The 24,353-nt window shown below is 73.7% G+C and carries 23 protein-coding genes; 15 read left to right on the top strand and 8 right to left on the bottom strand.

Features of this window, described 5'->3' with window-relative positions; translation table 11 throughout:
• Positions 1-535: 535 nt before the first annotated feature.
• Positions 536-1,873, top strand: coding sequence for a transcriptional regulator (locus ACFVS6_RS25475; protein WP_389707166.1), 1,338 nt, complete (start codon positions 536-538; stop codon positions 1,871-1,873).
• A gap of 53 nt (positions 1,874-1,926) precedes the next feature.
• Positions 1,927-2,463, top strand: coding sequence for an NUDIX hydrolase (locus ACFVS6_RS25470; protein ID WP_281210386.1), 537 nt, complete (start codon positions 1,927-1,929; stop codon positions 2,461-2,463).
• 60 nt (positions 2,464-2,523) lie between these two features.
• Here the strand turns inward: ACFVS6_RS25470 and ACFVS6_RS25465 are convergent, their stop codons facing one another.
• The gene (locus tag ACFVS6_RS25465; RefSeq protein WP_281210387.1) at positions 2,524-3,426 is read right to left on the bottom strand and encodes a 3-hydroxybutyryl-CoA dehydrogenase; all 903 of its coding nucleotides are present in this window, start codon (positions 3,424-3,426) and stop codon (positions 2,524-2,526) included.
• A gap of 154 nt (positions 3,427-3,580) precedes the next feature.
• Between ACFVS6_RS25465 and ACFVS6_RS25460 the strand changes: the two genes are divergently transcribed.
• Complete coding sequence (locus ACFVS6_RS25460) at positions 3,581-4,852, top strand: glycoside hydrolase family 10 protein (RefSeq protein WP_389707164.1); 1,272 nt, start codon at positions 3,581-3,583, stop codon at positions 4,850-4,852.
• 15 nt (positions 4,853-4,867) lie between these two features.
• Here ACFVS6_RS25460 and ACFVS6_RS25455 read toward each other — a convergent pair whose 3' ends face one another.
• Both ACFVS6_RS25455 and ACFVS6_RS25450 read right to left on the bottom strand, forming a co-directional pair.
• Positions 4,868-5,065: a DUF1918 domain-containing protein gene (locus ACFVS6_RS25455; RefSeq protein WP_281209903.1), complete on the bottom strand. Its 198-nt coding sequence runs from the start codon at positions 5,063-5,065 to the stop codon at positions 4,868-4,870.
• A 62-nt stretch (positions 5,066-5,127) separates the two neighbouring features.
• Entirely contained in the window at positions 5,128-6,213 is a 1,086-nt protein-coding gene (locus tag ACFVS6_RS25450; RefSeq protein WP_389707162.1) for a DMT family transporter, read from the bottom strand.
• Between ACFVS6_RS25450 and ACFVS6_RS25445 the strand changes: the two genes are divergently transcribed.
• On the top strand, positions 6,212-7,675 hold the full coding sequence (locus ACFVS6_RS25445; protein ID WP_389707160.1) for a PLP-dependent aminotransferase family protein: 1,464 nt from the start codon (positions 6,212-6,214) through the stop codon (positions 7,673-7,675). The genes ACFVS6_RS25450 and ACFVS6_RS25445 overlap by 2 nt on opposite strands.
• Before the next feature lie 31 nt (positions 7,676-7,706).
• Entirely contained in the window at positions 7,707-8,519 is an 813-nt protein-coding gene (locus ACFVS6_RS25440) for an N-acetyltransferase (protein ID WP_389707158.1), read from the top strand.
• On the opposite strand, the gene ACFVS6_RS25435 is transcribed toward ACFVS6_RS25440, so the two are convergent.
• Positions 8,477-9,046, bottom strand: coding sequence for a chitin binding peritrophin-A domain-containing protein (locus ACFVS6_RS25435; RefSeq protein WP_389707156.1), 570 nt, complete (start codon positions 9,044-9,046; stop codon positions 8,477-8,479). The genes ACFVS6_RS25440 and ACFVS6_RS25435 overlap by 43 nt on opposite strands.
• Before the next feature lie 174 nt (positions 9,047-9,220).
• Here ACFVS6_RS25435 and ACFVS6_RS25430 point away from each other — a divergent pair, with 174 nt between their 5' ends.
• A complete protein-coding gene (locus tag ACFVS6_RS25430; protein WP_389707154.1) occupies positions 9,221-9,673 on the top strand; it encodes a hypothetical protein in 453 nt (150 codons plus the stop codon).
• A gap of 46 nt (positions 9,674-9,719) precedes the next feature.
• Here the strand turns inward: ACFVS6_RS25430 and ACFVS6_RS25425 are convergent, their stop codons facing one another.
• A complete protein-coding gene (locus tag ACFVS6_RS25425; protein WP_389707152.1) occupies positions 9,720-10,154 on the bottom strand; it encodes a nuclear transport factor 2 family protein in 435 nt (144 codons plus the stop codon).
• Between the two features lie 89 nt (positions 10,155-10,243).
• On the opposite strand from ACFVS6_RS25425, the gene ACFVS6_RS25420 reads away from it, so the two are divergent.
• The 7 genes from ACFVS6_RS25420 to ACFVS6_RS25390 all read left to right on the top strand — a co-directional run bounded on the left by ACFVS6_RS25420 (position 10,244) and on the right by ACFVS6_RS25390 (position 16,933).
• The gene (locus tag ACFVS6_RS25420; protein WP_389707151.1) at positions 10,244-10,819 is read left to right on the top strand and encodes a PadR family transcriptional regulator; all 576 of its coding nucleotides are present in this window, start codon (positions 10,244-10,246) and stop codon (positions 10,817-10,819) included.
• Entirely contained in the window at positions 10,806-11,654 is an 849-nt protein-coding gene (locus tag ACFVS6_RS25415; protein ID WP_389707149.1) for an SGNH/GDSL hydrolase family protein, read from the top strand. Before ACFVS6_RS25420 ends, ACFVS6_RS25415 begins: the two co-directional genes overlap by 14 nt.
• Positions 11,655-11,956: 302 nt before the next feature.
• Complete coding sequence (gene argC, locus ACFVS6_RS25410) at positions 11,957-12,985, top strand: N-acetyl-gamma-glutamyl-phosphate reductase (RefSeq protein ID WP_389707147.1); 1,029 nt, start codon at positions 11,957-11,959, stop codon at positions 12,983-12,985.
• A gap of 73 nt (positions 12,986-13,058) precedes the next feature.
• Positions 13,059-14,231 carry a bifunctional glutamate N-acetyltransferase/amino-acid acetyltransferase ArgJ gene (gene argJ, locus ACFVS6_RS25405; protein WP_389707145.1) on the top strand — a complete coding sequence of 391 codons (1,173 nt, stop codon included), beginning with the start codon at positions 13,059-13,061 and terminating at the stop codon, positions 14,229-14,231.
• Positions 14,228-15,181, top strand: a complete 954-nt coding sequence (argB, locus tag ACFVS6_RS25400) for an acetylglutamate kinase (protein WP_389707144.1) — start codon at positions 14,228-14,230, stop codon at positions 15,179-15,181. The genes argJ and argB overlap by 4 nt, the downstream gene beginning before the upstream one ends.
• Positions 15,178-16,389, top strand: coding sequence for an acetylornithine transaminase (locus ACFVS6_RS25395; RefSeq protein ID WP_389707142.1), 1,212 nt, complete (start codon positions 15,178-15,180; stop codon positions 16,387-16,389). Before argB ends, ACFVS6_RS25395 begins: the two co-directional genes overlap by 4 nt.
• Positions 16,390-16,396: 7 nt before the next feature.
• Positions 16,397-16,933 carry an arginine repressor gene (locus ACFVS6_RS25390; RefSeq protein WP_389707140.1) on the top strand — a complete coding sequence of 179 codons (537 nt, stop codon included), beginning with the start codon at positions 16,397-16,399 and terminating at the stop codon, positions 16,931-16,933.
• A gap of 46 nt (positions 16,934-16,979) precedes the next feature.
• Here the strand turns inward: ACFVS6_RS25390 and ACFVS6_RS25385 are convergent, their stop codons facing one another.
• Both ACFVS6_RS25385 and ACFVS6_RS25380 read right to left on the bottom strand, forming a co-directional pair.
• A complete protein-coding gene (locus tag ACFVS6_RS25385) occupies positions 16,980-17,693 on the bottom strand; it encodes a L,D-transpeptidase (RefSeq protein ID WP_389707177.1) in 714 nt (237 codons plus the stop codon).
• A gap of 216 nt (positions 17,694-17,909) precedes the next feature.
• On the bottom strand, positions 17,910-20,846 hold the full coding sequence (locus tag ACFVS6_RS25380) for a hypothetical protein (protein ID WP_389707138.1): 2,937 nt from the start codon (positions 20,844-20,846) through the stop codon (positions 17,910-17,912).
• Between the two features lie 151 nt (positions 20,847-20,997).
• Here ACFVS6_RS25380 and ACFVS6_RS25375 point away from each other — a divergent pair, with 151 nt between their 5' ends.
• Positions 20,998-22,191, top strand: coding sequence for an argininosuccinate synthase (locus ACFVS6_RS25375; protein WP_389707136.1), 1,194 nt, complete (start codon positions 20,998-21,000; stop codon positions 22,189-22,191).
• Between the two features lie 95 nt (positions 22,192-22,286).
• Positions 22,287-23,714, top strand: coding sequence for an argininosuccinate lyase (gene argH / locus ACFVS6_RS25370; protein WP_389707134.1), 1,428 nt, complete (start codon positions 22,287-22,289; stop codon positions 23,712-23,714).
• Between the two features lie 83 nt (positions 23,715-23,797).
• Here the strand turns inward: argH and ACFVS6_RS25365 are convergent, their stop codons facing one another.
• Positions 23,798-24,316, bottom strand: coding sequence for an HAD domain-containing protein (locus tag ACFVS6_RS25365; protein WP_389707175.1), 519 nt, complete (start codon positions 24,314-24,316; stop codon positions 23,798-23,800).
• Positions 24,317-24,353 lie beyond the last annotated feature (37 nt).

Raw genomic sequence — 24,353 nt, 5'->3', positions numbered from 1 at the left:
CGCCCGCGCGGCCGGCCGCCGGCGTGCACGCCGCGCTGCCGCGCCACACCGGCGGACGGCTCGCCGACGACGTCGCCCTGGTGGTGCTGCGCAACGACCGTGTCTGACCGAGCCGGCCGCGCCCACCCCCACCGACGGATCCGGCCCGCGGCCCGGGCCTCCCGGAAGCGGTGGTGCCGCTCCGCACCGGGCCGGTGGACGGGCCCGGTGCGGATACGGCCCGGCTGGCGGGGCCCGGCGACCAACCGGGGCCCGCGGCAGCCGTGGCGCGCCGCCCGCCTGCCATGGAGTGTCGGGCAGACAGCAAGGCGGGCGGCGCGGTGCCGGGTCGTCGCACTGTACGAGGGGGAGCCGACGACCCGAGCGGCCTCATTGGCGAGGCTCTTCAGTGAAGCGCGCCGGGCCCCCTCCGCGGCAGGGTGCGGATCGCATTTATGCGCGTACTCGATTCGCACCCCGTGTGAATCGGGCGTACTGCCCCTCGGGTGAAGTGCCCACCCGCTAGCCTGAATTCCGACGAGCCCTTGGAGGGCCCATGCAGCCCAATGCCCTGCTCGACGCCCTCCTCGCCGAGGCGGGCATGTCCCACGCCGGACTCGCCGCGCACGTCAACCAGGCGGGCCGGACCCGAGGACTCGCGCTGCGGTACGAACACACCGCGGTGTCCCGGTGGTTGAAGGGCCAGCGGCCGCGCGGCCAGGTGCCCGACCTGATCTGCGAGGTCCTCGGGGGACGCCTGCACCGCCCCGTGGCCCTCGACGACATCGGGCTCGGCGTGCCCGGCCTGCCCGCCCCGCACACGACCCGGCTCAGCGGGTTCGTCGACCGGGCCACCGCGCTGTGGCGCTCCGACGAGTTGGCCCGGCCCGGGCAGCTCACCGCCGAGGCGGTCACCGGGACCCCCGCCGTGATCCCGGTGTGGGAGTGGGAGAACCCGCCGGAGGACGCGGACGTCTCCCGTGAGGGGCCGCACCGGATCGGGCCCGAGCACATCGAGATCCTGCGGGCCGCCCGGGCGCACTACGAGCTGATGTACCGGCGGGCCGGCGGTGTCGCGACCCGGGACAGGATCGTCCGATTCCTCGGCAACGAGACGGCCCCGATGCTGCGCGGCAGTTATCCCGACCCGGTCGGACGCCTGCTCTACCGGGCCACCGGCTCCCTGGTGGCGGTGGCGGGGATCTGCGCGTACGACTCCGACGCCCACGGGCTCGCCCAGCGCTACTTCCACCAGGCGCTGCGCCTCGCGAAGGCCAGCGGGGACCGCGGGCTCGGCGCGTACGTCATCGCCCTGCTGGTCAACCAGTCCCTGCACCTGCGGGACCACCGGCAGGCCGTCGCCTTCGCCGAGGCCGCGCTGCGGGCCGCCGGCCGGCACACCACCCCGGCCCTGGCCGCCGACCTCCACGCGATGCAGGCCAAGGCGTACGCCCAACTCGGCGAGACTGCGGCGGCGTTGTCCTGCATCCGGCGCGCCGAGTCCGCGGCGGGGCGGATCCGAGCCGGTGCCGAGCCCGACGAGACCGGGTACGTGCAGCCCGGACTGGTGAACGTACAGGTCGCCGAGGCGCTGCTGGGCCTCGGCGACCTGCGGGCGGCGCACGCCCAGGCCGTCGAGGCCGTGGGCACCCCGGCGCACGACCGGGGTCGTGTGCACCGGCTGGCGATGCTGTGCGAGATCCAGCTGCGCCAGGGGGAGGCGGACGGGGCGGTGGCGACGGCGGCCGAAATGGCCGAACGGGCCAAGGGGATGGAGTCGCTGCGCCTGCGCGACCGGCTGCGGACGGTCCGCGAACAGCTGTTGACCTGCGGCTCGGCGGGTGTGGAGGATACCGCGCAGCTGATCGACGAGGCGCTGCGCGTTCCCCTGTGAGTGTGTGAGCTGCTGCGATGTTGTCACCAACGGAACCGGAAGGTGGCAATACCGTGCAGTGGACGAACTTGAGTGAGCAGACCGTGTACAAGAACCGCTGGTTCGACGTGAACCTCGCCGACGTGGAACTCCCCGACGGCCGGCACCTGGACCACTTCGTCATCAGGCTGCGGCCGGTCGCCGTCGCCACCGCCGTCAACGAGGCCAACGAGGTGTTGCTGCTGTGGCGGCACCGGTTCATCACCGACAGCTGGGGCTGGGAACTCCCCGCCGGGGTCGTCGAGGACGGGGAGGACATCGCGTGCGCGGCGGCCCGGGAGATGGAGGAGGAGTCGGGCTGGCGACCGGGCCCGCTGCACCACCTGATGACCGTCGAGCCGTCCAACGGCCTGACGGACGCCCGGCACCACCTCTACTGGGCCGACGGCGCGACCTGGACCGGGCACCCGCAGGACGCGTTCGAGTCGTCGCGCCGCGAGTGGGTCCCGCTCAAGCTGGTGCCGGACATGATCGCGCGCGGGGAGATCCCGGCCGCCAACATGGCGGCCGGGCTGCTCCTGCTGCACCACCTGCGGCTCGGCCGCCCGTAGGCACCGGCCGCCGGGGGCATCCGTACGCGGCCGCCCCCGCGGACCCCGGCGCCGCGCGGATCAGCCGTACGGGTAGAAGCCCGAGCCGGTCTTGCGGCCGAGCCGGCCCGCGTCGACCATCCGCTGGAGCAGCGGGGGAGCGGCGTACAGCGGCTCCTTGTACTCGGCGTACATGGAGTCGGCGATCGAGGCGATGGTGTCCAGACCGATCAGGTCGGACAGCTTGAGCGGGCCCATCGGGTGGGCGCAGCCCAGCTCCATGCCGTTGTCGATGTCCTCGCGGCTCGCGATGCCGGACTCGAACATCCGGATCGCGGACAGCAGGTACGGCACGAGCAGCGCGTTGACGACGAAACCGGAACGGTCCTGGGCGCGGACCGCGTGCTTGCCGAGCACGTCCCGCACCAGGGCCTCGGCCCGCTTGACCGTCTCCTCGGAGGTGGTCAGGGCCGGGATCAGCTCGACGAGCTTCTGCACCGGGGCCGGGTTGAAGAAGTGGATGCCGATGACCTGGTCCGGACGCGAGGTCGCGACGGCCAGCTTCACCAGCGGGATGGAGGAGGTGTTGGAGGCGAGGATCGCGTCCGGCCGGGTGATCACCTGGTCGAGGACCTGGAAGATCTCCGTCTTGACCTGCTCGTTCTCGACGACCGCCTCGATGACGAGGTCACGGTCGGCGAACTCGCCGAGGTCCGTGGTGAAGCTCAGGCGGGCCAGGGTGGCGTCCCGCTCCTCCTCGCTGATCTTGCCGCGTTCGGCGGCCTTGGTCAGGGAGTTGTGCAGCCTGGTCCGCCCGATCTCCAGCGCCTCGCCGGTGGTCTCGGCGACCATCACCTCAAGACCGCTGCGGGCGCACACCTCGGCGATGCCCGCGCCCATCTGGCCACAGCCCACCACGCCGACCCGGGTGATGTCGGTCGGGAGGGTAGAGAGGTCCGTCACGTCGTGCCTTTCGCTGCTCATCCATCGCGGGTCCCCCGTACTCGACAGTGGTAACTGCGTTCCGACGCCCGCCACGCCCCCCGACGTTACCCCCGACGTTGAGCTCCGTGGCGGGCCGGGGCGGGCATGCTGGGCGCACGCAACGCATTGTCACGGAACGGAACGGAGTCGTCACATGACGTACATCGGACGGCGGCAGCTGCTGGCCGGAGCGGCGGGGGCGCTGGCCTTCACGGCGGCGGCCGGCCCGGCGGCCGCGCTCGGCGGGGGCGCGGCGCCGGGGGAACGGGTGGCGGGGGAACGGGCGGCGACCCGGGGGCCCGCCCGGGAGTTCCGCGGCATGTGGATCGCCTCCGTGGAGAACGTGGACTGGCCCTCCAGGAGCGGTCTGCCGGCCGCGACGCAGCGCGCCGAACTGCTCTCGCTGCTGGACACCGCCGTCGAACGCCGACTGAACGCCGTCATCCTCCAGGTCAGGCCCACGGCCGACGCGATGTGGCCCTCGACCCGGGAGCCCTGGTCGCAGTGGCTGACCGGCCAGCAGGGGCGCGACCCGGGCTGGGACCCGCTGGGCACCGCGGTCACCGAGGCGCACGCGCGCGGCCTGGAGCTGCACGCCTGGTTCAACCCCTACCGGGTCGCCAACCACACCGACCGCAGCCGACTGGTCGCCACGCACCCCGCGCGCCGCAACCCCGGCTGGACCGTCCCGTACGGCGGGAAGCTCTACTACAACCCGGGGCTGCCGGAGGTGCGGGACTTCGTGCAGCGGGCGATGCTCGAAGCCGTCGAGCGCTACCCGGTGGACGGGGTGCACTGGGACGACTACTTCTACCCGTACCCCGTCACCGGTCAGTACTTCGACGACGACGCGGCCTTCGAGGAGTACGGCTCCGCCTTCGCCTCGCGCGCGGACTGGCGCCGGAACAACACCGACACCCTCGTGCGGGAGATGTCGCAGAAGCTGCGCACGGTGCGTCCCGCCGCGCGGTTCGGGGTCAGCCCGTTCGCGGTCTGGCGCAACTCCGACCGGGATCCCCTCGGCTCGCCGACCCGGGCGGGCGTGTCCACGTACGACGACCTGTACGCGGACACCCGCAAGTGGGTCACCGAGGGGTGGCTCCACTACATCGCGCCGCAGGCGTACTGGCACATCGGCCACCCGAGCGCCGACTACGCCGCCATCGTGCCCTGGTGGGCGGACGCCGTGCGGGGCACCGGGGTCGACCTGTACGTGGGGGAGGCGCTGTACCGCTGCGACGCCCGGAGCACCACGCCCGCCTGGCGGGACCCCGCGGAGCTGTCACGGCACGTACGGCTGGCCCGGGAGCACGCGGAGGTCCGCGGCCACGTCTACTTCTCGGCGAAGCAGGTGGTCGCGGACCCGAACGGGGCGATGGCCAGGGTCATCGCCGACCACTACCCGACGGCCGTGCCGCCGCGCTGAACCCGAAGCCACCCGTCAGTGGGCGGGGTCGGCGGGGTGCCGGACCACGCAGTCGGGTCCGGGAGCCATGAGCGCTTCGTGCCCGTCCTGGAAGCGGACCCGGTAGGGCGGGGTTCCGTTCTCCCCCAGGATCTGGGTGATCTCGCCGACCTTGTCGTTCTGTCCGACCACCCTGCCGTGCTGCACGATCTGGTCGCCCTCGGTGGCGTGCATGGTGAACCTCCTCGACGGTGGTCCGATCCGATCCGGTGATAGCAGTTTAGGGCGGTTCGCGGCTATTTGACCCGCTGAGTCGCGGTGATGCAGACCAGCACGGCACAGGCGGCCAGCGGGGTGGCGGGCGACAGCTCCTCGCCCAGCAGGAGCACCGACCACAGCAGGGTCAGCAGGGGCTGCGCGAGCTGGAGCTGGCTTGCGCGCGGGGCGCCGATCGCGGCCATGCCGCGGTACCAGACGTACAAGCCGAGGAAGGTGGATCCGGCCGCCGCCCAGACGAGCCCGACCAGGCCGTGGCCGGTGAGGTGCACGGGCTCGTACGCGAGACCGAGCGCGGAACCGGCCGCGCTGAGCGGCAGGCACAGCACCAGGGCCCAGCCGATCACCTGCCAGCCCGGCAGCGTCCGCGCGAGCCGGGCGCCCTCGGTGTAGCCGGCGGCGCACACCAGCAGTGCCCCGAACAGGTAGGCGTCGCCGGTCGAGACGCTGCCGCCGCTCTGGGCGAGGGTGAAGCCGAGCACGATCGCGGCACCGGCGACCGCCGCCGCCCAGAACCGCCGCGAGGGGCGCGCGCCGGTGCGCAGGGCGGACAGCGCGGCGGTGGTGAGCGGCAGCAGCCCGACGACGACGGCCGCGTGCGAGGTGGTCGACGTCTGTAGGGCCAGGGTGGTCAGCAGGGGGAAGCCCACGACCACCCCGCCCGCCACGACGGCGAGCCCGGTCCAGTGCTCGCGGGCGGGCGGCCGGACCCGGCCGGCCAGCAGGAAGACCCCGGCGATCGCCGCGGCGAGGAGACTGCGCAGCGCGACGAGGGACCAGGGGCCGAAGCTCTCCAGGCCCCAGGCGGTGGCGGGGAAGGTCAGCGAGAACGCGACGACGCCGAGCAGGGCGAGCAGCGTGCCCGAACGGCGGCCGCCGCCGTCGCCGGCATCTCCGGCGGTGCCGTTGGTGATGCCGACGGTGGATCCGGCGGCGGTGGCCGTGCCCGGGCCGTCTTCCGCGCCCGGGCCGCTTCGCGCGTCCGTGCCCACGCCCGGATCGCTTCCCGCGCCTGCGCCCGCGCCGCTTCCCTTGCCGGCCGCCGGACCGGAGGTGGGCCGGACCGCTATCGAGGTGGAGCGAGTAGCGCTATTCTGTGCTGTCATGTACGAGCGTAGCAGTGTGGCGGAACTCGCGGATTCGTTGAGGTCGGAGCTCGACCGCTATCCGGTAGGTGGAAAGCTGCCGTCGAGCCGAGCCTTGGTGGAGCGCTACCGGGTCAGCCCCGTCACCGTCACCCGGGCCCTCGCCCAGCTCGCCGCCGAGGGGCTGGTCGTCACCCGCCCCGGAGCCGGGGCGTTCCGGGCCCGGCCGCGTACGACGGCGCTCGCGCCGGCCGACACGTCCTGGCAGGAGGTCGCCCTCAGCGCCGAGGGCGCCGGGGACATCGTGCCGCGTTCCGTGGACGCCTCCGGGGTGCTGATCTCGCTCGCCGCTCCGCAGCCCGGGGTCATCGAGCTCAACAGCGGCTACCTCCACCCCTCGTTGCAGCCCGAGCGGGCGATGGCGGCCGCCCTGGCCCGCGCGGGGCGCCGGCCCGGGGCGTGGGGTCGCCCGCCCGTGGAGGGGTTGCCCGAGCTCCGCGACTGGTTCGCCCGGGAGATCGGGGGCGCCGCCGGGTCCGTGCGCGCCGCCGACGTGCTGATCTCGGCGGGCGGGCAGAGCGCCCTCACCACCGCCCTGCGGGCGCTGGCCCCGCCCGGCAGTCCGGTGCTGGTCGAGTCGCCCACCTATCCCGGGCTGCTGGCCATCGCCCGCTCCTCGGGCTGCCGGCCCGTTCCGGTCCCGGTCGACGCCGACGGGGTCCGGCCGGAGCTGCTCGCCGCCGCCTTCGAAGCCACGGGCGCGCGGGTCTTCGTGTGCCAGCCGGTGTTCCAGAACCCGACCGGCGCGGTGCTCTCCGCCGCGCGGCGGCCCGAGGTGCTGCGGATCGCGCGCGCCGCCGGTGCCTTCGTGGTGGAGGACGACTACGCCCGCCACATGGCCCACGACGACAGCGGCCCGCTGCCCGCCACCCTCGCCTCGGAGGATCCGGACGCCGTGGTGGTCCACGTCCGCTCCCTCACGAAGCCCACCTCGCCCAGCCTGCGGGTCGGGGCCATCGCCGCCCGCGGCCCCGTGCTGGACCGGCTTCGGGCCATCCAGGTCGTGGACAGCTTCTTCGTGTCCCGTCCCCTCCAGGAAGCCGCTCTCGAACTGGTCGGCTCGCCCGCCTGGCCCCGCCACCTGCGGTCGGTCGCCACCGAACTCCGCCACCGGCGGGACGTGCTGGCCGGGGCCCTGAGGCGCGACCTGCCCTCGGTCGAGCTGCCCCATCTGCCGTCCGGCGGTTACCAGTTGTGGGTCCGCCCCGGCGGGCCGGGCGACGACTCCGACTTCCAGGCGACGGCCCTGCGCGCCGGGGTCGCGGTCGCGCCGGGCCGCCCCTACTTCTGCGCCGAGCCGCCGGCCTCGTACGTCCGCCTCAGCTTCTCCGGCGTCCCGGGATCGGGTGAACTGACCGAGGCGGTGCGGCGGTTGCGGACCGCCCTGGACCGGGAGGCGGGCCGCGGTGATCAAACCGGTTGAGGGTCCGCGGGCGCGCTCCTAACCTGCGGGTATGACCGGTATGCAGATCGACTCGCTGGCCCGTCGCCCGGAACTGGCCTCCCGCCTGCACGAGATGGAGGACTCCTGGCCGGAGTTCTCCACGCACGACCCGCTGGCGTGGCTGCTCTACCCGCGCATCGTCACCGAGTTCCCGGAGTTCGTCTGGGTCGCGACCGAGGGCGACGAGGTGGTGGCCCGCGCCTACGCCGTGCCCTTCGCCCTGCACGCGGCCGGCCGGGACGGGGTGCTGCCCGGCCAGGGCTGGGACCGCGTCCTGATGTGGGCCTTCTCCGACCACCGGCGCGGCGTGCGCCCCGACACGCTCGGCGCGATCGAGGTCAGCGTCGCCACCGGTCGGCAGGGCGAGGGCCTCTCGGGCCGGATGCTCGCCGCGATGCGCGGGGCGGCCCGCGCCGCCGGGTTCGCCGAACTGGTGGCTCCGGTCCGGCCGAACGGCAAGCCCGCCGAGCCGGACGCGCCGATGGCGGAGTACGCGTACCGCACCCGCGAGGACGGTCTGCCGTACGACCCGTGGCTGCGGGTGCACGTGCGCGCGGGAGGGGTGATCGACTCGGTGGCCCCGCTGTCGATGACGATCAACGGCACCCTCGACGAGTGGCGCGAGTGGACCGGGCTGCCCTTCGACGAGCCCGGCCCCGTCCACGTGCCCGGGGCGTTGGCGCCCGTCCACTGCGAGCCGGAGCGCGGCCACGCGGTCTACGTGGAACCGAACGTGTGGGTCCGGCACGGGCTCGACGCCACCGCGGAGGGCGCCTCGGCTCAGAACAGCGAGACGGGGGCGGTCGCCGAGGAGGTGAGGTAGATCCCGCCGATGCCGGCGTAGGTGGCCCGGTAGCCGCGCAGGAGCTCGTCCAGCGGGATCGTCGGTCGGGCCGGGCTGTCGCAGCGCGCCTCCCCGAACTGGTCGGTGACGGCGGTGCACAGCGGGCGGCCGCCGAGGGTGGTGAAGGTGATGGGTACGCCGTCGAGCCCGGCGGGGGCGTCCACGATCCGTACGGTGGCGTTCAGGTTCTTCACGCCGAACAGCAGGCCGTTGAGCTTCGCCGGTCCGGCTCCCGCCACCGTGGCCACGGCGGGGCGGACGCGGTCGGGGGTGTCGCAGACCTGCGGGACGGCGGCGAAGACCTGACCGGTGGGGCAGGCGTGCACGGTCGCGACCCCGGCCGCGCACTGCACGTAGAAGCGGTGGTCCTGGGGCCTCGGCAGCCTTCCGTCGGCCCCGCACCGGTCGACCCCGGGCGCGGCGACGGCGGGCGCGGCGGCCAGTCCCAGTGCGAGCAGTGCTCCGGCGGCGGCCGCGGCGATTCCCCGATGGATGCGTAACACCATTCCCCCTGTAACCATGAGTAACTGGATGGATGCGTAGTGACTATATGCACGGCTCCCCGGCGGGCACAACGGAGCCTCCGTCGGCCGGCGCGGGCGAACATCCGGTAGCTTGAACGCGTTCAGTTGAACGTGTTCATCGGAATCGGGCGTACGGTCCGGGGCGAGGGGGCGGCCGTGGGAACCGGAGCGGTGACGGGCGGGGGAGCGCATGCCGGATTCGGCGACGGTGCGCGCGACTGGGCCCATCCGTGGCAGTACGCGCTGGCCCTGTGCGCGCTGCTGTCCCCCGTGCCGCCGGCGCTGTACTTGATCCCCTTCGTGGAAGGGTCGGTCCACCTGATGGTCTGTGCTGTGACGGCCGGTCTCGTGGCGCTCCCGCTCCTCCTCGGCAGGCGCCGGGCGTCGTTCGTGCGGGCGGCCGTCATCGTCGGGGTCGTCATGCTGTTCTGGTCGGTGCTCGGGTCCCTCGGCGGGATGATGATCTTCTTCCTGTCTGCCCCGCTGCTGTGGCTCGCGGCCGCCGCCGACCCCCGCCGCGGGCCCGCGGGGGCAGTGGCGGCCGGAGCCGGCGTGCTGCTGGTCGCGGCCATGGTGACCGTCCCCGGCTTCTGGTGGCAGCGGGGCTGAGCCGGGCCGTACGGGTCGTACGGGTCCGCGCCCCGGCCGTGCGGGCTCAGGCGTTCGCGTCGGGAGCCGGTGCGAGACCGTCCGCCACCAGGCCGGCCAGTACCGCCTGCCCCAGCGTCCGTACGGCGGACTGCGGGCGGACCATGACGGTGAACTCCTTGATCCGGCCCTCCTCGTCGAACTGGAGGAGGTCGATGCCGTGGATCTGCTTGCCCTCCACCAGGGCCCGGAAGGGCAGGATCACCGACGGCGCCTCCTGTCCGTCCGCACTCGTCTCGGCGGCGCCGTCGAGACGGCCGAGGTAGCGGAGGTCCTCGAAGGTGCGCAGCAGCACCCCGAAGAGGCCCATGACCATGTCCTTGCCCTCGAAGGGCTTGAACTTGACCGGGCTGTAGAGCCGGATGTCGTCCGTGAACAGGTCGTCCAGGGCGCCCAGGTCCCCCTTCTCGACGGCGGCGCGGAAGCGTTCGGCAGTCTCCATGACCCCTCCTCCTACTCATCAATATGACTAATCACTTTCTTGAGTATCATGCGGCTGACGGACCGGAAAAGGGAAGGGGCTGAGCCTCGATGGCCTTGCGGCATGCCGTACTCGCGGCGCTGCTGGACGACGAGTACAGCGGGTACGAACTGGCGAAGGAGTTCGGCGTCGGCGTGGCGAACTTCTGGCACGCCCTGCCCCAACAGGTCTACGCCGAACTCGCCAAGCTGGAGAAGGCCGGGCTCGTCGCGGGCCGCGAGGTGGTCCAGGAATCCCGGCCCAACAAGCGACTGTTCCGGGTCACCGAGGCCGGCCGCGCCGAGCTGGAGGCGTTCGCCGTGGCGGACGTGAAGACCTCCGTCATCCGGGACGACCTCCTCGTCAAGGTCCAGGCGTCCGACAGCATCGGAGCCGGCGCGGTGATCGCGCAGCTGGAGGAGCGGGCGGTGGCCGCCGAACGCAAGATCGAGTTCCTCGGCAAGCTGCTGCGCAACCTGCGCGGGGACACCGCCGAGGAGGAATACCTGCGCACGGGCCCCCGGGCCGGCGCCTATCTGACCTGCCTGCGCGGTCTGGCCTTCGAGCAGGGCCACCGCGACTGGTGTCTGCGGGCCGCCTCCGTGCTGCGCCTGCGCGAAGGGGGAACCATCCATGCCGAAGGCTGAGTACGCGCGCTACGTCGCCATCGGCGACAGCCAGACCGAGGGGGTCGGCGACGGCGACGACACCGTCGGCCTGCGGGGCTTCGCGGACCGGCTCGCCGAGCACCTCGCGGTGGCCAACCCCGGCCTGCTGTACGCCAACCTCGCCGTCCGGGGCCGGCTCGCCGGGCAGATCGTCGCCGAACAGGTGGAGCCGGCGCTGGCGCTGCGCCCGGATCTGGTCACCGTCATAGCGGGGGTCAACGACCTGCTCCGGCCAGGGTTCGACGCGGCACGGGTGGCGGGCCGGCTGGAGGAGGCATTCGCCGCCTTCGCCGCCGCCGGAGCGCAGGTCGCCACCGCGACCGTCCCCGACATCGGCCGGATCGCCCCCGCGGCCCGACCGCTGCGACCCCGCCTGCTCGCGCTCAACGCCCACATCCGCGAGGCGGCCGCCCGGCACGGGGTCGTGGTCGCCGAGACCGGCCTGTCCGACGTCGCGGCCGACCCGCGCCTGTGGGCGGTCGACCGGCTCCACGCCGGGCCCCTGGGCCACGCGCGGATCGCCGCCGCCCTGGCCGAGGCCCTCGGCGTGCCGGGCAGCGACGACAGCTGGTCCCACCCGCTGCCGCACCGCCCCGCCCCCTCCGCCCTGCGGACCGTCTCCACCGAGGTGGCCTGGGCGGCCGGATTCCTCGGGCCCTGGCTCGGTCGCCGGCTGCGCGGCCGCTCCTCCGGCGACGGGCGCAGCGCGAAGCGCCCGGAACTGCTGCCGGTCCTCCCGGGCGCGGCGGTCGCCGGACCCGCCGTCCTGGAGTCCGCGCCCGGCATCGCCGAACCCGCGCCGGGGGCCCCGTAGGCGCCGGGTGACGGTGGGCCCGCGTCGGCCCGCGTGGGTCGAGGGGCGGTCCCGCGCGGGTCGCCGGCCGGGTTCCGCCCCGCCCGGGCGTCGCGAGGTACCGCATCGGGGCTGCCCGGCAGCCGATGGAGCGGGAGAATGGAGGTCCGCGCCCCGACGCCCACTCCTCCGACGCCCACTCCTCCGACGGGCACGGTGACGCGGCCCCCGATGCCGTCGCACCCGGCCGGCGCGGGCGGAATACGGGCTTTGCATAAAAGTGCGGGGCTACGTATAGTCATGCCATCGATGAGGAGGATCCGATGGTGGTACGTGTAGCGGTGGCCGGTGCGAGCGGATACGCGGGCGGTGAGGTCCTGCGCCTGCTCCTGTCGCACCCCGAGGTGCAGATCGGCGCGCTGACGGGCAACTCCAACGCCGGACAGCCCCTCGGCCTCCTCCAGCCGCACCTCGCGCCGCTCGCCGACCGGATCCTGGAGGCGACCACCCCCGAGGTCCTCGCCGGCCACGACGTCGTGTTCCTCGCCCTGCCGCACGGCCAGTCCGCCGCCGTCGCCGCCCAGCTGGGTGAGGACGTCCTCGTCATCGACATGGGGGCCGACCACCGACTGAAGGACCCCGCCGACTGGGACGCCTTCTACGGCGCCCCGCACGCCGGAACCTGGCCCTACGGCCTGCCCGAACTCCCGGGCGGCCGGGCCGCCCTGGAAGGGTCCAGGCGCATCGCGGTGCCCGGCTGCTTCCCCACGGCCGTCTCCCTCGCCCTGTACCCCGCCTACCAGGCCGGGCTCGCCGAACCGGAGGCCGTGATCGTCGCCGCCACCGGTACCTCCGGCGCGGGCAAGGCGCTCAAGGCGAACCTGCTCGGCTCCGAGGTGATGGGCACCGCGACCCCCTACGGGGTGGGCGGCGTGCACCGGCACACCCCCGAGATGGTGCAGAACCTCTCGCCGCTGGCCGGGCAGCGCGTCAGCGTCTCCTTCACCCCGAACCTCGTGCCCATGCCGCGCGGCATCCTCGCCACCTGCTCGGCCAAGGCCCTCCCCGGCACCACCGCCGAATCCCTGCGCGCCGCCTACGAGAAGGCGTTCGCCGACGAGCCGTTCGTCCGACTGCTCCCCGAGGGCAGCTGGCCGACGACCAAGGCCGTCACCGGCTCCAACGCCGTCCAGATCCAGGTCGCCCTCGACACGGCCGCCGGACGGATCGTCGCCATCAGCGCGATCGACAACCTGACGAAGGGCACCGCCGGCGGCGCGGTGCAGAGCATGAACATCGCCCTCGGCCTGCCCGAGGCGCTGGGACTTTCCGCCATCGGAGTCGCCCCGTGAGCCCCGTCCGGCAGGGCCGGACGGGCGACGGCGACACCCGCCGCAGCGGCGGTGGAACGAACAAGGAGATGCAGTGAGCGTCACGGCAGCACAGGGATTCACGGCGGCGGGCATCGCCGCCGGGATCAAGGCGAACGGCAACCCCGACCTGGCCCTCGTGGTCAACCACGGGCCGCGACTGGCAGCCGCGGGCGTCTTCACCTCCAACCGCGTCAAGGCCGCGCCCGTGCACTGGTCCGAGCAGGTCCTGCGCGGCGGCGCCGTCAGCGCCGTCATCCTCAACTCCGGCGGCGCCAACGCCTGCACCGGCCCCAAGGGCTTCCAGGACACCCACGCCACCGCGGAGCGGACGGCCGAAGCCCTGAACACCCGGGGGCTCGGCATCGAGTTCAACGCCGGTGAGATCGCGGTCGCCTCGACCGGCCTGATCGGCGTACTGCTCCCCATGGACAAGCTGCTGCCGGGCATCGACACGGCCGTGTCCGTCCTCGACGCCGAAGGCGGCGAGGCCGCGGCCGTCGCCATCAAGACCACCGACACGGTCCACAAGACGGCCACCGCCGGCCAGGACGGCTGGACCGTCGGCGGCATGGCCAAGGGCGCGGGCATGCTCGCCCCGGGCCTGGCCACCATGCTCGTGGTGCTCACCACCGACGCGGACCTCGACAGCGCCGCCCTGGACAAGGCCCTGCGCGACGCGACCCGCACCACCTTCGACCGGATCGACTCCGACGGCTGCATGTCGACCAACGACACCGTGCTGCTGCTGGCCTCCGGCGCCTCCGGCGTGGTCCCGGCGTACGCGGACTTCGCGCGTGCCGTACGGACCGTCTGCGACGACCTCGCCCGCCAGTTGATCGGCGACGCGGAGGGGTCGAGCAAGGACATCCGCATCGAGGTGATCGGCGCGGCCACCGAGGGCGACGCGGTCGAGGTCGGCCGGTCCATCGCACGCAACAACCTGCTCAAGTGCGCCATCCACGGCGAGGACCCCAACTGGGGCCGGGTGCTCTCCGCCATCGGCACCACCGGGGCGGCCTTCGACCCCGACCGGCTGAACGTGGCCATCAACGACGTCTGGGTCTGCCGGAACGGCTCCGTCGGCGAGGACCGCGACCTGGTCTCGATGAAGGACCGCGAGGTCCGCATCACCGCCGACCTGTCCACCGGCGGCGAATCCGCCGTCATCTGGGCCAACGACCTGACGGCCGAGTACGTCCACGAGAACAGCGCGTACTCCTCATGAGCGCCGCCACCGGAAGTGCCCGCAAGCACACGGCCCTGCCCAAGGCGGAGATCCTCATCGAGGCCCTGCCCTGGCTCACCCGGCACAACGGCAAGATCGTCGTGATCAAGTTCGGCGGCAACGCCATGATCGACGAGGAGCTGAAGGCCGCCTTCGCCACGGACGTCGTCTTCCTGCGCCAGGCCGGCCTGCGGCCCGTCGTCGTGCACGGCGGCGGACCCCAGATCAACGCCCAGCTCGACAAGCAGGGCCTGGTCAGCGAGTTCAAGGCGGGCCTGCGCGTCACGACGCCGGAAGCCATGGACGTCGTACGGATGGTCCTGGCCGGTCAGGTCCAGCGCGAGCTGGTCGGGCTGCTCAACCAGCACGGGCCGCTCGCCGTCGGCATGACCGGCGAGGACGCCCACACCATCACCGCCACCCGGCACAGCCCGGAGATCGACGGCGAACTCGTCGACATCGGCCGGGTCGGGGAGATCACCGCGATCGACACCGGCGCGATCGAAGCACTGCTCGCCGACGGCAGGATCCCCGTCATCTCCTCCATCGCGCGCAGCGCGGACGATCACCACGTGTACAACGTGAACGCCGACACGGCCGCCGCGGCCCTCGCCGCGGCGCTCGGCGCCGAGACCCTGATGGTCCTCACCGACGTCGAGGGCCTCTACGCGGACTGGCCGAACAGCGACGAGGTCATCAGCCGGCTCACCGTCAGCGAGCTGGAGAAGCTGCTGCCCGAGCTGTCGAGCGGCATGGTGCCCAAGATGGAGGGCTGCCTGCACGCCGTCCGCGGCGGCGTCGGCACCGCCCGCGTGATCGACGGGCGCGTCCAGCACTCGATCCTGCTGGAGATCTTCACCGACGAGGGAATCGGCACGATGGTCGTGCCCGACGGACAGCAGGACGCACGGCCCGCGCGGCACCACGGACAGCAAGGGGGAACGGCATGACGACGGCAACGGGCAACGAGGGTTACGGCGCCCGCTGGCAGCAGGCGCTGACCAACAACTACGGCACCCCCGCGCTGGCGCTCGTGCGCGGCGAGGGCGCCCAGGTCTGGGACGCCGACGGCAAGCAGTACACCGACTACGTCGGCGGCATCGCGGTGAACGCCCTCGGGCACGCCCACCCGGCGGTCGTCGCGGCGGTCACCGCGCAGGTCTCCACCCTCGGCCACGTCTCCAACCTGTACGCCTCCGAGCCGGTCCTCGCGCTCGGCGAACGGCTGCTCCAGCTCTTCGGCCGCGACGGGCGGGTTTTCTTCTGCAACTCCGGAGCCGAGGCCGTCGAGGCCGTCTTCAAGATCGGCCGGCTCACCGGGCGCACCCACATGGTCGCCACCACGGGCGGCTTCCACGGCCGGACCATGGGCGCGCTCGCGCTCACCGGTCAGCCCGCGAAGCAGACCCCCTTCCTGCCGCTGCCCGGTGACGTCACGCACGTCCCGTACGGCGACGTGGAGGCCCTGCGGGCCGCCGTCACCGAGGAGACGGCGCTCGTCCTCATCGAACCGATCCAGGGCGAGAACGGCGTGGTCGTCCCGCCCGCCGGGTACCTGACGGCCGCCCGGGAGATCACCCGGGCCACCGGAACGCTCCTCGCGCTCGACGAGGTCCAGACCGGCATCGGCCGCTGCGGCCAGTGGTTCGAGCACCAGGCCCACGAGGGCGTCGAACCCGACCTCGTCACGCTCGCGAAGGGTCTGGGCGGCGGCCTGCCCATCGGTGCCGTCGTCGCCTTCGGCCAGAGCGCCGGCCTCCTCCAGCCCGGGCAGCACGGCACCACCTTCGGCGGGAACCCGGTCGCCTGCGCGGCCGGCCTCGCCGTGATCGACACCATCGCCGCCGACGGACTGCTCGACCGGGTGAAGGCGCGCGGCGAGCGGCTGCGCTCCGGAATCGAGGGCCTGCTCGACGGTCGGGGCCACCCACTGGTGTCCCACGTCCGCGGCGCCGGCCTGCTGCTGGGTATGGTGCTGACCGGGCCGCTCGCAGCGAAGGTGCAGCAGGCGGCTCAGGAGGCCGGATTCCTGGTCAACGCGCCCGCCCCCGACGTCGTGCGGCTGATGCCGCCGTTCGTCATCACCGAGGCCGAGGTGGACGCGTTCCTCGGGGCCCTGCCCGGCATCCTCGACGCAGCGGGACGATCCGGAGAATGAGACGACGATGAGTCACGCGCAGGAACACGAGCAGAACGGCCAGTCCGTCCCGCAGACCCGTACCGCCCGGCACCGCCGGATCGTGGACATCCTCAACCGGCAGCCGGTCCGATCCCAGAGCCAGCTCGCGAAGCTGCTCGCCGACGACGGTTTGAGCGTCACCCAGGCGACGCTCTCGCGGGACCTCGACGAGCTCGGCGCGGTGAAGATCCGCAACACCGGCGGCGAGCTGATCTACGCGGTGCCCAGCGAGGGCGGCTTCCGCACTCCGCAGGCCCCCCTCGGGGAGTCGGCGAAGGAGGAACGGATGCGGCGCCTCTCCGGGGAGCTGCTGATCTCGGCGGAGGCCTCCGCGAACCTCGTGGTCCTGCGCACCCCGCCAGGGGCGGCCCAGTTCCTCGCCTCGGCGATCGACCAGGCCGAACTCCAGGCGATCCTAGGCACCATCGCTGGCGATGACACGCTGATGCTGATCAGCCGCGACCCGGCCGGCGGCCAAGCGCTCGCCGACCACCTCCTGCGGCTGGCCCAGAAGGAGAGCTGAGGCCCGCGGCGGGGCGCCCGCGCCGCGTGACGCCCCCGCGGGCGTCTCAGTACCGCGTCACGTCCAACGGGCCCGACCCCGTACCGATCGCGAGGTGCGGGGCGCGGCGGGGGTCGGCCCAGCGGAGGATCGCGCGCATGGCGCCCTCCGGGACGGAGACGCAGCCGGCGGTGGCGCCCTTGCCGTTCACGTGCAGGAAGATGCCCGCGCCCCGACCCCGCACCGGCCGCTCGTAGTTGAAGCCGACGACCAGGGCGTGTGCGTACTGTCCTGCGTACGTCACCAGGTGCTCGGCCTCGGTCGCCGCGCAGTCGGCGGGCAGCGGCTCGACCCAACGGTTGTAGCTGCCGGAGGCGTTGTCCTGGCACCACCACGAACGGTCCGTCACCCGCCGGTAGGCGTACGAGGTTCCGGCCGGGGCGTGCGCGATGCCGAAGGCGTACGGGAGGTCGTACAGGCCCGTCGGGGTGGTGTTCGTGCCCTGGGTCCGGGTCGCGCCGTCGGTCAGGCCCTTCGCGCCGAACCGGGCGGGCGCGCTGCCGGCCTCGTACCAGCGGCCGGCGCGACGGTCCCACCAGGTCAGCAGCCCCGTGGTGGATCCGGCGTCGGGCGCGACGGCGGTGATCAGCTGGCTCCCGCCGCCGGTGTCGGCGAGGCGGGCGGGCAACGGTTGCGGCCCGTGGGGGCCGTGGGGGGCCGGCGGGCCCTGCGGGAGCAGGGCGGCGGCGATCAGCGAGCCGGTGACGAGGGCGGTACGCAGCACCCGTCAGACGGTACGGGGCGAGGGGGGAGCGGCGGCGCAGGCAGGCCGTCGAACCCCGATTCGCCGAACATCCCCTGCCGCCTGCCGCCTGCCGCCTGCCGCCTGCCGCCTGCCGCCTGCCGCCTGCCGCCTGCGGCCTGCCGCCTGCCGCCGGGAGCGGGACCTTCACTTCGCGCCGCAGCCGGTCCCGCCCGCCGACCCCAGTCCCCGACCTCAGTCCCCGACCTTCAGGCGCCGGATCTCGGACCAGGGGAGGTCCGAGGTGTACCGCCCGAACAGCTCCCGCAGTTCCCGGCGGTCGAGTCCGCCCCGCGCCGCCGTCGCCCCCCAGTCCCAGCGCCGCAGCAGCGGCAGCGCCGCGTGCCGCAGCGCCGGCTCGGGATCGTCCAGCATGGCCACGGCCGCGCGCAGTCCGTCGTCCGACCCCTGGACGGCCAGCAGTCGTACGGCGGCCCGGCGGGTGTGCGCGGGCCGTCCCCGGCCGGTACGGGAGGCCAGCCAGTCGGCCGGCAACAGCCCCGCCACCGGCAGCAGCGACAGGGTCACCTCGCGGGCCACGGCCGGAGCCGGATCGTCCAGCAGCGGGCGCAGCACCTCCGGGCGGGAGCCCGGGCCGCCGAGCAGCCGTAGCGCGGCGACGGCCGCCGCCCGCACCGCTCCCTCGGGGTGGTCGAGCAGGCCCAGCAGGACGCCGGAGTCCTCGCGCCGGGCACATTCCGCCAGTCCGAGCACGGCGCCGGGGGAGGGGGCGCCGGCGCACCGGCGCAGGTAGTGGGCGCGGGCGTCGCCGTCCCGCCCGCCCCGCTGCCCGATCAGCCAGCGGGCGCAGGAGCGGACCAGCGCGGACGGGTCGGCGAGGTGACGCTCCGCCTCCCCGGCCCGGCCGGCCGCCCGCAGCGCCGTGACGCCGGCGGCCCGTACGGAACCCGAGCGGGCCCCCAGCAGGGAGTCGAGCGCGGCCGCGTCGGGGCCGTGCGCGGCCATCGCGGCCAGCGCGGCGTCCGTCCACAGGTGCCGCAGCACCGCGTCGGGTTCCCGGGCGGCCCGTCGGGCCGGCTCGGCCGCGTTGGGCGGGGTGGCTTCGAGGCCGATCCGTACGGCCGTCCTGCGGGTCGGCAGGTGGTGGTGGCGGTACAGCCCGGTCCGGACCCGCGCGTGGACGGGATCGCGCAGCGCCGCCTCGAACGCCTCGACCGCCCAGCGGCCTTCGCGCCGGCCGCTCAGGTGCGTCACCATGGGCGTCGCCGTGCGCAGGGTCCGCGGGCCGAAGTCCCGCAGCTCGGTGAGCAGGACCGACCGGGCGGCCTCGCGCACCTGCGGCGCCCAGTCCGCGCAGCGCAGGACGATCAGCGGCAGCAGCTCGGGGCGTCCGGCGGCCGCGCGGACCGCGGCCTCCCGGATTCGGCCGACCGGGTGGCAGAGCGCGGTCCCGGCCCGTTCGCCCAGACCCTCGCGGTGGCTCAGCAGACGGACTCCGAGGTCGAACGCGGCCCAGGCGTCGGGGTCCTCGGTGTCGATCGCCTCGTCGAGGGGGACGCCCCGCCCGCCGATGAGCTTCAGGGCTGCTTTGACGCCGGCGCGCACGTCCCACTTCGGGCGCTGTTGCATCAGCCGCCGGGCCCAGCGGCGGACCGCGTGGTCGGGGTGGGAGGTCAGGGACCGGGCCAGCCGGCGCCGGACCAGCAGCGGGCGCTCCTCGACCAGGGCCGGCGCCGACATCCGCACACAGGCCGGCCGGTCCGGCGCGAACAGGTCCAGGAGCCAGGACGCCGGCCTGCTGCGGGCGTGGGGGAGCACCGCCGAGCGGACCGCGCGGCGGGCCGGGGCGTGCGGGTCGCACAGGAACGGCAGCAACTGTTCCGGTGTCGCGGCGCGTTGCCGGCGCAGGCCGCAGAGGGCGGCGGTGCGTATCCGGCCGTCCGGATGGCAGGCCAGCTCCCACAACCGGGGCAGGTCCGGGGCCCCACCGGTCTCGGCCAGTCCGAGGACGGCCGCCGGCGCGGGCGTCGCGACCGCGCAGGCCGCGCGGTAGTGGGCCGTCGGGTCGCCGCCGGCCGCCCGCAGCTCGTGGCGCGCGGCCCCGCGCACCCGGGCCGCCGGGTCGTTCAGGTGGGTGCGCAGTTCATCGGCCCTGCCCGCCCGGCGCAGGGCGCCGACCGCGTGCGCGCGTACGGCGGAGCGGGAGTTGGCGAGCAGCGCGTCGAGCAGGTCGGCGGCCGGCGCCTCACCGGAGCGCTGCGCGAGGAAGTCCGCGACGGCTTCCTCGCAGCGCCGGCGCACGACCGGGTCCCGGCTCTCCGCGGCGATCCCCGCGAGCCGGGCGGGCGTCAGGGCCCCGGCGCGCAGCGCCAGTGCGAGGGACTCGCGCCGGATCTCGGGGGAGCGGCCGGGCAGTACGAACCCGGCCACCCGCTCGGCGGGCAGACCGCCGCGGCGCAGCGCCGTGAGGGCGATCCCCGGTGCGGGGTCGTCGGTGACGATGGCGGCGACCCGGTCCGGCGGGAACGTGCCGTGGTGCAGGGCGGCCTTGACCGCGGCGTGGCGGACCTCGGGGTCGGCGTCGTCGGCCAGCTCCGAGAGGATCCCGGCGGGCACGGAGCCCAGTCGCTCCAGGAGCAGGTCCCAGGCCCCGGCGCCGTGGCGGAGGGGACGTACGAGCACGGCGAGCGGGACCAGATCGTGTACGGTCCGGTCGCCGACCGCCGGCAGGGCCCCGGCCAGGACGGCCCGCGCGGCCTTCCGTACGGCCCGGTCGGCGTCGGCGCACCGGCTCACCAGCAGCGGCAGCAGGCCGTTCCGTCCCGCCGCGTGCCCGAGGGCGGCCTTCCGTACCCGTGGATCGTCGTGACACAGCCCGAGGGCGAGTTCGGCGTCGGTCGGGGGCTCGGCGCTCCGGGCCAGGCGGTGCCACTTCCCCCGGTGCGGGGCGGTGGACCGGTCGGCCACCTCGCTGTCGGGGAACGAATGCCCGCCCACCTCGACGGTGTCGCCTTCGTGCTCCCGGCCCGTGGCGCACCGGACCTCCCGCTCCAGCCGCCGCCACGCCTGCGGGCCGTCCCCGTCGAGGCACCGCGCGGGGTCCAGGCCGTGGAGGAGACGCTCCGCAGGGGAGCGGAACCGGGTGGGGCCGAGGGGTGGGAGTGGCTGCATGGGCGCAGCCTAGGTCCATCACGTAGGGGCTGACCTCAGGATATCCCCTCGATTGACGAAACATACGGAGCAGTGCATAGTTATGCCTGTCGTCGGATGAACCATGCCGGACCCAACGCTTCCGACATCTACGCACCGCAAGGAGGTAGCCGTGACCGAGCGCGTCGTACTCGCCTACTCGGGCGGACTGGACACCTCCGTCGCCATCGGCTGGATCGCCGAGGAGACGGGCGCCGAAGTCATCGCCGTCGCGGTGGACGTCGGTCAGGGCGGCGAGGACCTGGACGTCATCCGCAAGCGGGCCCTCGCCTGCGGCGCGGTCGAGGCCGAGGTCGCGGACGCCAGGGACGAGTTCGCCGACGAGTACTGCCTCCCGGCGATCAAGGCGAACGCCCTGTACATGGACCGGTACCCGCTGGTCTCGGCCCTGTCGCGGCCCGCCATCGTCAAGCACCTGGTCGCCGCCGCCCGCAAGCACGGCGCGAGCACCGTCGCCCACGGCTGCACCGGCAAGGGCAACGACCAGGTCCGCTTCGAGGCCGGCATCGCCGCCCTCGGCCCCGACCTCACCTGCATCGCCCCGGTCCGCGACTACGCCATGACCCGCGACAAGGCGATCGCCTTCGCCGAGCGGGCGGGACTCCCGATCGCGACCTCCAAGAAGTCCCCGTACTCGATCGACCAGAACGTCTTCGGGCGGGCAGTGGAGACGGGCTTCCTGGAGGACATCTGGAACGCCCCGATCGAGGACGTCTACGAGTACACGGCGAACCCGGCGCTGCCCCGCGAGGCGGACGAGGTCGTCATCTCCTTCGAGGAGGGCGTCCCGGTCGCCCTCGACGGCCGGCCCGTCACCGTCCTGCAGGCCATCCAGCAGCTCAACGAGCGGGCCGGGGCCCAGGGCGTCGGGCGGATCGACATCGTCGAGGACCGTCTCGTCGGCATCAAGTCCCGCGAGGTGTACGAGGCCCCGGGCGCGATCGCGCTGATCACCGCCCACCAGGAGCTGGAGAACGTCACCGTCGAGCGCGAGCTGGCCCGCTACAAGCGGCAGGTCGAGCAGCGCTGGGGCGAACTGGTCTACGACGGCCTGTGGTTCTCCCCGCTCAAGCGGGCCTTGGACGGCTTCGTCGACGAGGCCAACCGGCACGTCACGGGCGACGTACGGATGACCCTGCACGGAGGTCGGGCCGTCGTCACCGGCCGCAGGTCGGACGAGTCCCTGTACGACTTCAACCTCGCGACCTACGACTCGGGCGACACCTTCGACCAGTCCAAGGCCCAGGGGTTCATCGAGATCTTCGGTCTCTCCTCGAAGATCGCCGCACGCCGCGACCTCGCCTGATCCCGGTCGTTCTCACCACGCAGTACGAGACGGTCTCCCCGCACCTCCGCGACGGGGAGGCCGTCGCACCACCACCCTCATGAGGAGCAGTAGCTGTGAGCAGCAACAACGGTGACGTCCGGCTCTGGGGCGGCCGGTTCGCCGACGGCCCTTCCGAGGCCCTCGCGAAGCTTTCCGCGTCGGTCCACTTCGACTGGCGCCTCGCCCCGTACGACATCGCCGGCTCGCGCGCCCACGCCCGCGTCCTGCACAAGGCGGGCCTGCTCACCTCCGAGGAACTCGACCGCATGACGGCCGGGCTGGACCGCCTCGAAGCCGACGTCGCCGACGGCTCCTTCGTGGGCACCGTCGCCGACGAGGACGTCCACACCGCCCTGGAGCGGGGCCTGCTGGAGCGGCTCGGCGCCGACCTCGGCGGCAAGCTGCGGGCCGGCCGTTCGCGCAACGACCAGGTGGCCACCCTCTTCCGGATGTACCTGCGCGACCACGCGCGGATCATCGGCGGGCTGATCGCCGACCTCCAGGACGCGCTGATCGGCCTCGCCGAGGCGCACCCGGACGTGGCGATGCCGGGCCGCACGCACCTCCAGCACGCGCAGCCGGTGCTCTTCGCCCACCACGTGCTGGCCCACGTGCAGCCCCTGTCCCGGGACGCCGAGCGGCTGCGGCAGTGGGACACCCGCACCGCCGTCTCCCCGTACGGGTCGGGCGCGCTGGCCGGTTCCTCGCTGGGCCTGGACCCGGAGCAGGTGGCCGCCGACCTGGGCTTCGAGCGGGGTTCGGTCGGCAACTCGATCGACGGCACGGCTTCCCGCGACTTCGTCGCCGAGTTCGCCTTCGTGACCGCGATGATCGGGATCAACCTGTCCCGGATCGCCGAGGAGATCATCCTCTGGAACACGAAGGAGTTCTCCTTCGTCACGCTCCACGACGCCTTCTCCACCGGCTCGTCGATCATGCCGCAGAAGAAGAACCCCGACATCGCGGAGCTGGCGCGCGGCAAGTCGGGCCGCCTCATCGGCAACCTCACCGGCCTGCTCGCGACGCTCAAGGCGCTGCCGCTGGCCTACAACCGTGACCTCCAGGAGGACAAGGAGCCGGTCTTCGACTCCTGCGACACCCTGGAGGTCCTGCTGCCCGCCTTCACCGGCATGATGGCGACGCTCACGGTCAACCGGGAGCGGATGGAGGAACTGGCTCCGGCCGGCTTCTCCCTCGCGACCGACATCGCGGAATGGCTGGTCAAGCAGGGCGTCCCGTTCCGGGTGGCGCACGAGGTGGCCGGTGAGTGCGTCAAGGTCTGCGAGGGCGAGGGCATCGAGCTCGACCAGCTCACCGACGACCAGTTCGCCAAGATCTCGGAGCACCTCACCCCCGAGGTCCGGACCGTCCTGAACGTGAAGGGCGCGCTCGCCTCCCGCAACGGCCGGGGCGGCACCGCTCCGTCGGCCGTCGCCGTCCAGCTCACCGAGCTGAAGGCGGACCTGGTCATCCAGCACGCCTGGGCGATCCACAAGCAGTAGGTCCCCCCGGGGGACCCGTGCCGGGAGGGGCGGGTGGGAGCCGACCGGGATCCCACCCGCCCCTCCCGTGTCGGGGCCCGGGATCAGGACCCGTTCCCGGCCCAGGCGGCCAGGGCGTCGAAGTCCTCCCGCAGCAGGCCGAACCGCTCGTCGATCCGCATCAGCAGCGCGTGCGCCGGGTGGCGCGTCTCGACGTACTCCCGGTCCGCGTCGCCGATGTCGTCGTCGATCCAGGCGAACTCCCGCCCGCCCGCGTACTCCAGGACGTACTGCGTCTTCCAGAACGTGCCGCGCGGCGCCCGGCCGTGCATCTGCGGCCAGTCGATGAACGGCAGTCGGGGCAGTCCCAGGTGCGGGCCTATCCAGTCGTTGGCCTCGTCCTTCCAGGTCGTCGCCCAGACCAGTTCGTACGACTCCGCCAGCGCGAGCAGCTCCGCTCCGTGGTCGTGGTTCAGCCAGACCCTCAGCGGCTCGGCGCTCTCGGACTCCCGCCAGCCCGTGGGGCGCATCCGGTGCGTGGTGTAGCCCTCGGGGCGGCGTTGTGCCTTGGCCGCGTACGGGTTCAGCGGGCCGTCGACATCGATCAGCAGCAGCGGCTTCATCGGCTTCATCGCGCAAGAATTCCTTTCGGCCACCGGC

Origin of the sequence: Streptomyces sp. NPDC057939 (genome assembly GCF_042887545.1) — a bacterium.
Classification (GTDB): Bacteria; Actinomycetota; Actinomycetes; order Streptomycetales; family Streptomycetaceae; genus Streptomyces.
Note: the sequence above shows the minus strand (reverse complement) of the source record. Positions and strands in the feature narration are given on the sequence as shown.

Coding starts and splice junctions, on each gene's coding strand:
- ACFVS6_RS25425 (WP_389707152.1), bottom strand. CDS start 10,154: ATGGAGACTGCCGAACGCTTCCGCGCCGCCGTCGAGAAGGGGGACCTG.
- ACFVS6_RS25365 (WP_389707175.1), bottom strand. CDS start 24,316: ATGAAGCCGCTGCTGCTGATCGATGTCGACGGCCCGCTGAACCCGTAC.
- ACFVS6_RS25460 (WP_389707164.1), top strand. CDS start 3,581: ATGACGTACATCGGACGGCGGCAGCTGCTGGCCGGAGCGGCGGGGGCG.
- argB (WP_389707144.1), top strand. CDS start 14,228: ATGAGCGCCGCCACCGGAAGTGCCCGCAAGCACACGGCCCTGCCCAAG.
- ACFVS6_RS25380 (WP_389707138.1), bottom strand. CDS start 20,846: ATGCAGCCACTCCCACCCCTCGGCCCCACCCGGTTCCGCTCCCCTGCG.
- ACFVS6_RS25440 (WP_389707158.1), top strand. CDS start 7,707: ATGACCGGTATGCAGATCGACTCGCTGGCCCGTCGCCCGGAACTGGCC.
- ACFVS6_RS25395 (WP_389707142.1), top strand. CDS start 15,178: ATGACGACGGCAACGGGCAACGAGGGTTACGGCGCCCGCTGGCAGCAG.
- ACFVS6_RS25415 (WP_389707149.1), top strand. CDS start 10,806: ATGCCGAAGGCTGAGTACGCGCGCTACGTCGCCATCGGCGACAGCCAG.
- ACFVS6_RS25450 (WP_389707162.1), bottom strand. CDS start 6,213: ATGACAGCACAGAATAGCGCTACTCGCTCCACCTCGATAGCGGTCCGG.
- ACFVS6_RS25475 (WP_389707166.1), top strand. CDS start 536: ATGCAGCCCAATGCCCTGCTCGACGCCCTCCTCGCCGAGGCGGGCATG.
- ACFVS6_RS25455 (WP_281209903.1), bottom strand. CDS start 5,065: ATGCACGCCACCGAGGGCGACCAGATCGTGCAGCACGGCAGGGTGGTC.
- ACFVS6_RS25390 (WP_389707140.1), top strand. CDS start 16,397: ATGAGTCACGCGCAGGAACACGAGCAGAACGGCCAGTCCGTCCCGCAG.
- ACFVS6_RS25420 (WP_389707151.1), top strand. CDS start 10,244: ATGGCCTTGCGGCATGCCGTACTCGCGGCGCTGCTGGACGACGAGTAC.
- ACFVS6_RS25465 (WP_281210387.1), bottom strand. CDS start 3,426: ATGAGCAGCGAAAGGCACGACGTGACGGACCTCTCTACCCTCCCGACC.
- ACFVS6_RS25435 (WP_389707156.1), bottom strand. CDS start 9,046: ATGGTGTTACGCATCCATCGGGGAATCGCCGCGGCCGCCGCCGGAGCA.
- argC (WP_389707147.1), top strand. CDS start 11,957: ATGGTGGTACGTGTAGCGGTGGCCGGTGCGAGCGGATACGCGGGCGGT.
- ACFVS6_RS25445 (WP_389707160.1), top strand. CDS start 6,212: ATGTACGAGCGTAGCAGTGTGGCGGAACTCGCGGATTCGTTGAGGTCG.